This window comes from Komagataeibacter sp. FXV3 (genome assembly GCF_015155755.1).
GTDB lineage: Bacteria > Pseudomonadota > Alphaproteobacteria > Acetobacterales > Acetobacteraceae > Komagataeibacter.
In genome coordinates, this window is record NZ_VWPI01000119.1 from 23,622 (window position 1) to 33,702 (window position 10,081).

Annotated in this window: 9 protein-coding genes and 1 pseudogene; 5 read left to right on the top strand and 5 right to left on the bottom strand. The window is 59.6% G+C overall.

Annotated elements, in window-relative coordinates:
- Positions 1 to 47 precede the first annotated feature (47 nt).
- Together F1542_RS10785 and F1542_RS10790 are read right to left on the bottom strand one after the other, a co-directional pair.
- Positions 48 to 1,118 (bottom strand): isopenicillin N synthase family oxygenase, encoded by a 1,071-nt coding sequence (locus tag F1542_RS10785; RefSeq protein WP_193733037.1) that lies wholly within the window; start codon positions 1,116 to 1,118, stop codon positions 48 to 50.
- The gene (locus F1542_RS10790; RefSeq protein ID WP_193733038.1) at positions 1,115 to 1,978 is read right to left on the bottom strand and encodes a sugar phosphate isomerase/epimerase; all 864 of its coding nucleotides are present in this window, start codon (positions 1,976 to 1,978) and stop codon (positions 1,115 to 1,117) included. The genes F1542_RS10785 and F1542_RS10790 overlap by 4 nt, the downstream gene beginning before the upstream one ends.
- 281 nt (positions 1,979 to 2,259) lie before the next feature.
- On the opposite strand from F1542_RS10790, the gene F1542_RS10795 reads away from it, so the two are divergent.
- Positions 2,260 to 3,021: an NYN domain-containing protein gene (locus F1542_RS10795; RefSeq protein WP_227672671.1), complete on the top strand. Its 762-nt coding sequence runs from the start codon at positions 2,260 to 2,262 to the stop codon at positions 3,019 to 3,021.
- A gap of 18 nt (positions 3,022 to 3,039) precedes the next feature.
- Here the strand turns inward: F1542_RS10795 and F1542_RS10800 are convergent, their stop codons facing one another.
- The 3 genes from F1542_RS10800 to F1542_RS10810 all read right to left on the bottom strand — a co-directional run bounded on the left by F1542_RS10800 (position 3,040) and on the right by F1542_RS10810 (position 5,725).
- Positions 3,040 to 4,290 carry a M20 family metallo-hydrolase gene (locus F1542_RS10800; RefSeq protein WP_193733039.1) on the bottom strand — a complete coding sequence of 417 codons (1,251 nt, stop codon included), beginning with the start codon at positions 4,288 to 4,290 and terminating at the stop codon, positions 3,040 to 3,042.
- A gap of 164 nt (positions 4,291 to 4,454) precedes the next feature.
- On the bottom strand, positions 4,455 to 5,327 hold the full coding sequence (locus F1542_RS10805; protein ID WP_193733040.1) for a dimethylarginine dimethylaminohydrolase family protein: 873 nt from the start codon (positions 5,325 to 5,327) through the stop codon (positions 4,455 to 4,457).
- A 92-nt stretch (positions 5,328 to 5,419) separates the two neighbouring features.
- Positions 5,420 to 5,725 carry a hypothetical protein gene (locus tag F1542_RS10810; protein ID WP_193733041.1) on the bottom strand — a complete coding sequence of 102 codons (306 nt, stop codon included), beginning with the start codon at positions 5,723 to 5,725 and terminating at the stop codon, positions 5,420 to 5,422.
- Positions 5,726 to 5,752: 27 nt separating this feature from the next.
- On the opposite strand from F1542_RS10810, the gene F1542_RS10815 reads away from it, so the two are divergent.
- The 4 genes and pseudogenes from F1542_RS10815 to F1542_RS10830 form a co-directional block, all read left to right on the top strand.
- The gene (locus F1542_RS10815) at positions 5,753 to 6,733 is read left to right on the top strand and encodes a LysR family transcriptional regulator (protein WP_193733042.1); all 981 of its coding nucleotides are present in this window, start codon (positions 5,753 to 5,755) and stop codon (positions 6,731 to 6,733) included.
- A gap of 66 nt (positions 6,734 to 6,799) precedes the next feature.
- Positions 6,800 to 8,380: an ABC transporter substrate-binding protein/permease gene (locus F1542_RS10820; RefSeq protein WP_193733043.1), complete on the top strand. Its 1,581-nt coding sequence runs from the start codon at positions 6,800 to 6,802 to the stop codon at positions 8,378 to 8,380.
- Positions 8,370 to 9,134, top strand: coding sequence for an amino acid ABC transporter ATP-binding protein (locus F1542_RS10825; RefSeq protein WP_275944690.1), 765 nt, complete (start codon positions 8,370 to 8,372; stop codon positions 9,132 to 9,134). Before F1542_RS10820 ends, F1542_RS10825 begins: the two co-directional genes overlap by 11 nt.
- Positions 9,135 to 9,749: 615 nt before the next feature.
- Positions 9,750 to 10,081: pseudogene (locus F1542_RS10830) on the top strand (TonB-dependent receptor); the annotation flags it as partial.

The following is a 10,081-nucleotide window of genomic DNA, read 5'->3' on the forward strand; positions in this document are numbered from 1 at the left end:
GTTGGAAAATCCCATCCTGTAGCAAACGCCTGGCCGCCGTAGCGGAATCAGGCCTTATCGTTTTTTGCACGCTTGAAGTGCCCAAATGTGGCCACCTTGCGCGCGCCGGTGGGCAGCGACAGCGTCCCGTCCGCCACGCGACGGACAAGGTACTGATAGGTCTGCAGCGCCTGCGCCCACATGTGTTCCCCGATGGTAATGGTCTCATAATCCTGCGCGCCATTGGCAAAGGCTGGCAGCGGCTGGATCTTGGTATGATAGTCACAGGCATAGAACAGGGGAAAGGAATATCGTTCTGCCGGGACGCTGCGGACGCGATGCGCGGTCGCGACAAAGGCCCCTGCGGTCATGACTTCCAGCATGTCACCAATATTGACCACAAAGGCGCCCGGTACCGGCGGCGCGTCAATCCAGTCGCCATTACCATTCATGACTTCCAGCCCCGGCTGGTCCGCCAGCAGGATGGTAAAGCATTCATAATCGGTATGCGCGCCAATACCGGGCGCATCCTTTACATCCGCATCGTACGGATAATGGATCATGCGCAGTTTGGATGGCGGAAAATTGGCGTGGTCATCAAAATACGTTTCCGGCAGCCCAAGGGCGAGGGCAAAGCCACGGAACAGCGTGCGCCCCAGCGCGAAAACGGATTTGTAATACGCTTCGGCCTCCGCACGGAAGCCGGGCACCGTGGGCCAGTTGTTCGGCCCCAGCAGCGGCGTGCCCGCCTTGACCAGCGGGTTATCGGCCGGGACCTCGAAACCGATGTCAAAGGCTTCCTTATGATCGGGACGGCCCTTGCTGTACACTTCCTCGCCTTCCGGCACGTAGCCCTTATGCGTGGCGGACGTGCCGATGTAGTATTTCATCTTTTCTTCGTAAGGCAGCGCGAAGAAATCCCGCGCCGCCTTGCGCACGCCCGCGATCTCGGCATCCGGCACCTGATGGCCGGAAATATAAAGGAAGCCGACATTGCGCGCCGCAGCCCCGAGTTCCTCCGCCACGGCCTGACGCGCAGCAAGATCAGGACTGTACAGCCCCGCGATATTGACAACGGGAATGGAAGTAAAGGTCTCGACGTGACCGGGCATTACCGTATCCTGTTTGGTAGACGTCATGACGCATGATCCTGTTGCTTGGTCGCGATGAAATCCAGAAAATGGTGGCGTTCCGTCTGTCCCATCCACACATTCAGCCCCCACAGGTCGGCCACCGGCGCATTGGTGAAGGGAAGCGTGTGCAGATAGCCATCCGGCCCGCATTCGGGGGTCAGGGTGGTGGTGGCGTAGCCCCGCGCCATCTGGGACAGCCAGACCTTTTCCCAGAACTGCTGATGAAACCGCAGGGCAGGCTGGTATTCAGGGGCAGCCGGATGGGGCACCTGCGGTCCCTGGTCATACCCCACGCGGGCCTGTACATGATGGACCCGGCTGATAAAGGCGCTGAAATCATCCAGCGGGTCATCCAGCAGCCGTTCACAGGTCACGACCCAGTGGCTGATATCGGTCGTGAACAGCACGTCAGGATGCTGGCGGATGACATCCAGCGTCATCCACGGGCTGGACAGGATGCGCGCGCGATGGGTTTCGAAACTGCACAGCAACCCGGTATCGCGTGCCACGTCCTGTGCCCGCGCAATGAATTCGACCTGCTGGGCCGCATTCCACCGATCATTGCCGCCCAGTACGTTTATGAAACGTGGTGACATGGGTACTGCGCGTTCCAGTATGGCGCGCAGATCGGTGACATGATCATCCACGCTGGCCGCCTGGTGGGGTAATACGCCACCACCGGTCATGGCGATGCCGATATAGGGCACGCCTTCGCCGTGCAGGATCCGCGCGCATTCGCTGGCCTGCGCCACGGTGGGTGGGATGCGTGCCTCGATCCCGTCAAAACCCGCTGCCCGCATATCGGCAACAGGCTCGTCCCATGGACGGGTATCGCCCCACAACGTCTTGAATATGTCCAGTTGCATCAGCTGGCGTCCTCCAGCGTGGCACGGATGGGAAAACCGAACGGGATCAGGGCACGGACCATGTAATGCAGCTACCCCTTCGATAGACGCGGAACGATGTGTTTATGCAACGACGATCAACCGTTGCGGTCATATGTGTAAATAGGAATTTTCCAAAGTACACTTAGGCACGCACGGCACCAAAGACAGGACTGGCAAAAAGCGGGATCACGTCATTTGTCCGATCGCCCGGCAGCCTGTATCTGACCAGCGACGGGACACGGCATTCCATGGAGGACATAATGCAGGCAAATGCTGACAAGGCGCTCGCTTTACTGATTGATGGGGATAATGCATCCCCCAGGATCATCATTGGCCTGCTGGAAGAAATCGCCAGTTACGGGGTCGCCAGCGTCAAGCGCATCTATGGCGACTGGACAAAGCCCAACCTGAATGGCTGGAAGGAATGCCTGCTGGAACACGCAATCCAGCCCGTGCAGCAATTTGCCTATACAACCGGGAAAAACGCCACCGATGGCGCGATGATCATTGATGCGATGGACCTGCTGTATACCGGGCGGTTCGCAGGGTTCTGCATTGTATCGAGTGACAGCGATTTCGCCCGTCTTGCCGCCCGCATCCGTGAACAGGGGGTGACGGTCTATGGGTTCGGGGAACGCAAGACGCCACGCCCCTTCATTACGGCATGCGACAAATTCGTCTATTTCGATGTCCTCAACCACCACGCCGCGCATGATGTGGAAACACACAGGCACCGGACAGACCGGACCACGTCCCGTGGCCTACCCTTCGGCCAGCCGGTGCAGACCCTTGATGAACAGGATCTGGACAAGCTGCGCAACGCCATCAACGCGTCCTCGAACGAGGACGGATGGGCCAACCTGGCCTCGGTCGGTGCCCATCTGGCCAAGCAGGCATCGGATTTCAACGCCCGCAACTTCGGCTACGCGCGCCTGAGCGACCTGATAACCGATTCCGGCATTGTCGATGTCGAATGGGTCGGCCACCACCCCAAGGTGGTCATGGTGCGGCTGAAGAAATAACACCGCCGCACCTTAATCTTATGCCGCGTCAATCCGGGTATCGGCCAGCATTACGGCATGCAGCAGGACATTGGCGCCCGCCGTTGCATCCGTCGGCTCGGCGCTTTCGGCCTCATTATGGCTGATACCGTTCAGGCAGGGGACGAACACCATGGCCGTCGGCGCCACCTGCGCCATGTAGGCGGCGTCATGCCCGGCGCCGGAGACGATATCGCGCATGGAATAACGTTCCTCCTCCGCCGCCTCCCGCACGCAGGCGATGCAGGTGGGATCAAAATGCACGGCGGCTGAATTCCATACCGGCGACACCACGGCTTCAACCCCGCAATCCTCGGCCAGGGCCGCGATCCGGGCGCGGAAATCCTGCTCCATCGCCTCCAGAACCGTGTCGGACGGATTGCGCAGGTCAACGGTAAACATGACATTGCCGGGAATGACATTGCTGCTGGCTGGCTGGCAGTCGACAATACCGACCGTGCCCAGGCCGTCCTTATGGGACATCGCCACGCCATGCACCGCATCGATCATGCGGGCAGCGGCCCACATGGCATCAGCGCGCATGGTCATGGGGGTTGTGCCCGCGTGGGAATCACGCCCCATGACGCGCACTTCGTACCAGCGCATGCCCTGGATGCCCTGCACCACGCCGATCGTCTTTTCTTCGGCCTCCAGCACGGGACCCTGTTCGATATGCAGTTCAAAATACGCGGCGGCGGGATGCTCGCCACAGGGCTGCGTACCTGCCTGCCCGCCCTGTGTCAGGGCGTCACCCAGGGTGATGTTGTCACGGTCGGGACGGCTGCGGGCATATTCTTCAGTAAAGACACCGGCAAATACGCCGGATGCCAGCATGGGAGGGGTAAAGCGCGCGCCTTCCTCATTCGTCCAGTTGACGACCTCGATCGGGTGACGGGTCTGGACCTTGCCATTTTCCAGCGCACGCAGCACCGCGACACCACCCAGCACGCCCAGGATACCATCAAAACGGCCACCGGTCGGCTGCGTGTCCAGATGGCTGCCAATCATGATCGGCTTCAGGCCGGGCTGCGTGCCGGGACGGCGCGCGAACTGGTTGCCCATGGAATCATGGATGACTTCACACCCCAGCGCCCGGCATGTACTGGCAAACCATTCGCGCACCTTCAGGTCATCCGCGCCAAGCGCCAGACGATGCAGCCCGCCACGCGCGGTCGCGCCAAAACGGGCCGTTTCCATCAGGTCGGACCATAGCTGCGAACCATCGATCGAAATGCTGTTTTCCATACCCATGGGTCTCTGTCTCTCCGTTGAATGACGCCGGACGATGCGGAATTGGCAAAGGATGCATCAGGTCGCCAGGGTGTGCCATGCCTTACCGCGCGACGGGGCCATGCGGGCAATGCCGCATGGCACGGGCAGGCACGGTCACGCCATGCCTGCCCTTACGCGGTTGTTCAGTCCTTCTTCAGGGACTTGCGGCGCAGCGGCATGGTCATGCAGTGGATGCTGCCGCCACCCTGCGAGAACTGGTTGAGTTCCGGGTCCAGCACCGTCAGGCCTTCCGCGCGCAGCATCTGGTTGATGCGCGTGCAGTGATGGGGGCTGACCACGCGTTCGCGGCCCAGCGACAGGACGTTGCAGCCCATGTCCCGCATGGCTTCCTTGTAGCTGACCGGCAGCAGGCGGATGCCCTGTGCGCGGAACCAGTCCAGATCCTCATCGGCGATCACGTCCACGGCGGCGATGGCCAGGTCTTCCGCCACCATGGTGAAGATCACGTCCAGGTGCAGGAAATGCTCGGGGAAGCGGATCATGCGGCAGGTCCAGCCTGCTTCCTCGAACCAGCTGATGAACTCGGCGGCGCCCGCCTCGTCCGTGCGGCCACCACTGACGCCAACCGCCAGCAGGCCGGGACGGATGATGTGGATGTCACCGCCTTCGATATGGCCCTTCGTGCAGGTCTTCCAGATTTCGTCCTTGCCATAGAATTCATGGATCGGCGTGATTTCCGCCGTGCGCTCGGGACGGGCGAGGTTGGTGACGACAGTGCCGAACGGCGTGGTCTGGGAACTGTCGCGGGTGTACACCTCGTACGGCATGTCCTTGTGCGGGGTCAGGAAATGGCAGCTGACCTGCTCGCCTTCCAGCGTGGCGACAAGTTCCCGGAACTGCGCATTCAGCGCGGCACGGTCGATCTTCGCACCGTTGGCCATGCTCTGGATGGCGATATCATTACTGGGAATCCAGGAATAATAGTCAGGGGGACATAGCAGCACATCCGCCAGATCCCCGGTTTCACTGTCAATAAACCAGCGGTTTGCGACCATTGCCTTAATCCTTGTCACATAACTGAATACACTAGGGTATTTCCCGAAAGATAACGGGGGGTGCGGACGTTCAAATATCAATGGTTCATAGTTTACTTTGTATTTTCATTAATCTTGACATATGCAATGCCCACCTCCGTTACCAGTGCGCGACCCTCAGGCATGCACGGATGCGGCAATCGTGCGCTGGCCGGACGTTTTTTCATTCCCGGATCGGTATTTTTACGCTTTTCCACCCGGCAGCCGCACATAATCATTCCCCCTGCCCTTCGTTGCGGTTTATGGATAATCCTGTCAACGAATTGGCCATTTCCGACAATGAGAAGCGACAGATGCCCGCCTATGTTCCCATACAGGAATAATTCCGGTTGCCAGCATGGCGGCACGGCATGTTCCATGTCTGATACCTGGTGGATCGGTCCTGCATGACGCGAGAACATACATCAAGTCCGGGCAACAGCGCGCCCTCGCGCCGCAAGGCGTCACACCGCAAGGCTGCCGGTTTTCACGGCCAGATCGCCGAGGTGGACCTGCGCCTGCTGCGCGTGTTCCGCACGGTGGCCGAACATGGCGGTTTCGCCGCCGCCGAAGTGGCGCTGGGCAAAAGCAAGTCTTCCATCAGCATCGACATCTCGGCGCTGGAAAACCGGCTTGGCCTGCGCCTGTGCATGCGCGGGCGCAGCGGGTTTGCGCTGACAGCGGAAGGCCGGATGGTGATGGAAGCCACCAACACCCTGTTTTCCGACATCGCACGCTTCCAGCAACGCATCAACGAAGCCAGCGGCACCCTGTCGGGGCGGTTCTGCCTGTATGTACCCGACAATATCCAGATCCATGGCGAAACGGCGCTGGTACGCGCGATTGAAATCTTCACCACCCGTCATCCGGGGGTGTTCCTCGACATCCGTTCCGCGTCCCCGCGGGAGGTGGAATTTGCGGTGCTGAACGGACAGGCTTCCGCCGGCATCACGCTGAACCCGCGCCATCTGCCCAACATGGAGGCTATCCCCCTGTTCCAGGAGGAACTGCACCTGTTCTGCGGCATGCGCCATCCACTGTTCACCATGCCCGAAGATACGATCACCCCCGAAATCCTGTCCCGGCATCGCATGATCGAGGTATCGGGCGCCGCGTCGTCGCCCATGTGGGAAGGGATACGCCCGCGCCTAACCTTTTCGGCCGCAGCCGAAAACGTTGATTCGCGCGCGCTGCTGATCCTGTCGGGCAGTTATGTTGGTTTCCTGCCCGAACCCTTTGCCCAGCCCCTGCTGCGTGCTGGCCTGCTGCGCCGCATCATGCTGGGGGGGCTGCAACTGGTTACGGGTTTCCACTTCATTGCCCGGCCTTCACCCGAAACCGGGCTGATGGTCGATATATTCCGCCGCATTCTGGAAGAAGCCTGCTAGCGCGGGCGCCACACAGATGGTTTTCCACCCCCGACACCTGCCCCATACCCCCGTGGAGCACACCGTATGACCCATTCCATGGCGCAGTTCATGCGCCGCTGTTCTTCCCGCTTCCGCCCCCGTGTGCTGGCAGCCGCCCTTGCCGGGGTGCTGGCCATTGCGGGAAGCGCACAGGCCGCAGAACCCGACCTGCCCGGCTTCATCCATGACGGTACGCTGACCATCTGTACCAATCCCACCCTGCCACCGATGACATTCGTGAACGGTAACGACGTCAACGCCGTGGACGGGATCGACATGGACATCGCCCACCGGCTGGCGGATTACTGGCATGTGTCCATGGTTGTCACGACCATGGACTTTACCGGCCTGTTCCCCAGCCTTGCGGCGCAGCGGTGTTCGATGGTGGCCAGTGGCATCATCAAGCTGCCGGAGCGCGAGAAGAATTTCGATGCCGTCTCCTATCAGGATACAGCGCTGGTGGTCGTGGCGCGCGCCGGTACCCCGCCCCTGTCCAGCATGGCCGACCTGTCGGGCAAGACAGTGGCCGTACAGTCGGGCACCAGCTACAGCGCACGGCTGGCAAAGGAAAATGAAACACTGGTCCAGGCCGGTCGCGCGCCCATCATCATCCAGCAGTACCCGACCGAGGACCAGGTGGTGCAGCAGGTGCTGATCGGCCGCGTTTTCGCCTTCGCCAGCCAGGATGTGGAACTGTACTACCGGCAGGAACAGCTGCACGGGAAGGTCAGCGTCATCCTTGTACCGCCCTATCCCGAATACGGGCATTTCGCGCTGTATATCCGCAAGAACGCGCATGACCGCGAACTGCTGGACCAGGCCATCGCCACCATGGGCCAGAACGGGCAGATGGCCGCGATCCAGAAAAAATGGGCCATTTCCCCCGATGTGGCAAAGGCGCTGGCCAACACGTCCCCGGCCCCGATGTTCCGGTGGGACACGTTCTTTTCCGCGCTGACATCGACCGCCTTCATGCGCGGTGCGTTCATCACGCTGGCGGTGGCCGTCCTGTCGCATTTTACCGCCATCATGATCTCGATCCCGATGGCGCTGGCGCTGAACGGGCGGGATTCGCTGCTCAAGATGGCGCTGAAGGGATATGTATCGGTATTCCGTGGCGCGCCGACGCTGCTACAGCTGCTGTTCATATGGAATGCGCTGCCGCAGTTCCTGCCGATCTTCCGCGAGGCATGGTTTACCCCCTTCCTGGCCACATGGCTGTCGCTGTCGATCAACGAATCTGCCTATCAGGTCGAAATCAACCGCGCCGCGCTGGGTGCGGTGGACAAGGGGCAGGAACTGGCGGGCGACGCGCTGGCCATGTCCCGGCGGCAGGTGTACCGCCATGTCATCTTCCCGCAGGCGCTGCGCATTGCGCTGCCGCCCACGATCAATGAATTCATAAGCCTGCTGAAAACCACGTCGCTGGCATCCGTCATCTCGCTTCAGGAACTGCTGGCGGTGACCCAGATCCAGGTGGCGCGTACGTTCGAATTCACGGAATATTACGCCGCCGCACTGGTCTATTACCTCGCCATGGTTTTCTTCTTCCTGTTCCTGCAAAAACGCGTTGAACGACGCTTTGCATGGGCTGACCGTCACAAGGCAACCGCAAATGAATCCTGATCCCAAGACCATGCCGGACCCGTCGGCCATGATTTCGGTGCGTAACCTGAGCAAGCTGTACAAGGACTTCATAGCACTCGACCGGATCAGCTTCGATGTGCAGCGTGGGGAAAAGATTGTCGTGCTGGGCCCGTCAGGTTCGGGCAAGTCAACGCTGATCCGCTGCTTCAACCGCATCGAACCCCATGACAGCGGCATTCTGAGCATTGATGGCAAGATCATCAATGCGCAGACCGACCTTACGCAACTGCGTGCAACAGTCGGTCTGGTGTTCCAGAATTACAACCTGTTCCCGCATCTGAGCGTGCTGGACAACTGCACGCTGGCCCCCCGCCTGGTAAAGAAAACCCCACGCGCCGATGCGGCGGAAATGGCCATGCGCTTCCTGCAGCAGGTCAATATTGCCGAGCAGGCCAACAAATACCCCATCCAGCTATCGGGCGGGCAGCAGCAGCGCGTGGCGATCGCGCGCGCATTGTGCATGCAGCCCGAGGTCATGCTGTTTGACGAACCGACCGCAGCCCTGGACCCCGAAGCAATTTCGGGCGTGGTCGGGATCATGAATGATCTGGCGCAGCAGGGGATTACGACGCTGTGCGTCACCCATGAAATGGGATTTGCGCGGCATATCGCCGACCGCATCATCTTCATGGACAAGGGCCGTATCCTGGAAATCACGCCACCGGCCGAATTCTTTACAACCCCCAAGACACAGCGCGCGCGGGATTTCCTTGACCAGATGATTTCCTACTGAGGGGCACGCCTCACATCTTGCAGGACAAGGTCTGTCATGACCTGAAATCCGTCCTGTAGAGAGACGGAAATGGAACAGACACTTTCACTGATGAGAGACATGGACGTTCCGGCCCCTGATTGAGGCGGTTCGTCCTCGGGGCAAGACACCGCCACATGATCTGCAGCGCACGATAGATAGATAGAATGGTGCGCTATCGCCACCAGATACGAGAAAGCAGCCACTTCGTTCCTCGTCGTCATCCACATCACGGCAGCAGACTGGATCAGACCATAACAGGATCTAAACACCAGATGTGTCTTCGCGTCTCACAAGATGTTGTAGCCAAGCAACATCAAAAAAAAACCAAGCCGTTTTCCGCCCCTTTGCACAGCAGCATCCGGCACATGATGTGAAATTAAATTCTTATAATTATCAATGTGTTATGAAAAATTTTTACGTTTGAAAGCGCCAGATTATTGGGCTTTCGATCCATTGGCTACAGATAATGAAAGTATGATTTGGCTTCTTATAAACCAATGCACAAGACGCCTTATTGTAAGAATCAAAGCAAGATAAACGGGTTTTTTTGCGCCCTAGAGATCGGTTCTAACGGGAATGAAACAGGATATCGGCATGAAACTATATTTTTTACGTCATTCCTTCCGTCTTCTGGCCGCAGTTCCCGCATATGTCAGCCTGCCGGCCCTGCCCTGCCTGCTACTGGCATCGACATCACCACTGGCAGTTGCCGCAACGGCACCTGCCAGCGCCCAGTCGGTTGATACGAAACATGCCGCCGCACACCATTCCACGCCACGCCATCAGGGTGCGGCGATGCCCAAGGCATCGCCCGAGCAGATAACAGTAACCCGGTCACATGCGCAGCGTTATCTGGCCACGCCCGGTACGGTCAACACGATCAGCGGGAAGGAACTGCGCTCGCTTCACCTTGAAAGCCCAAAGGA

Bases quoted from the DNA above. Each gene is read 5' to 3' on its own strand.
- F1542_RS10800 (WP_193733039.1), bottom strand. From the start codon at position 4,290: ATGGGTATGGAAAACAGCATTTCGATCGATGGTTCGCAGCTATGGTCC.
- F1542_RS10805 (WP_193733040.1), bottom strand. From the start codon at position 5,327: ATGGTCGCAAACCGCTGGTTTATTGACAGTGAAACCGGGGATCTGGCG.
- F1542_RS10785 (WP_193733037.1), bottom strand. From the start codon at position 1,118: ATGACGTCTACCAAACAGGATACGGTAATGCCCGGTCACGTCGAGACC.
- F1542_RS10795 (WP_227672671.1), top strand. From the start codon at position 2,260: ATGCAGGCAAATGCTGACAAGGCGCTCGCTTTACTGATTGATGGGGAT.
- F1542_RS10815 (WP_193733042.1), top strand. From the start codon at position 5,753: ATGACGCGAGAACATACATCAAGTCCGGGCAACAGCGCGCCCTCGCGC.
- F1542_RS10790 (WP_193733038.1), bottom strand. From the start codon at position 1,978: ATGCAACTGGACATATTCAAGACGTTGTGGGGCGATACCCGTCCATGG.
- F1542_RS10820 (WP_193733043.1), top strand. From the start codon at position 6,800: ATGACCCATTCCATGGCGCAGTTCATGCGCCGCTGTTCTTCCCGCTTC.
- F1542_RS10810 (WP_193733041.1), bottom strand. From the start codon at position 5,725: ATGGAACATGCCGTGCCGCCATGCTGGCAACCGGAATTATTCCTGTAT.
- F1542_RS10825 (WP_275944690.1), top strand. From the start codon at position 8,370: ATGAATCCTGATCCCAAGACCATGCCGGACCCGTCGGCCATGATTTCG.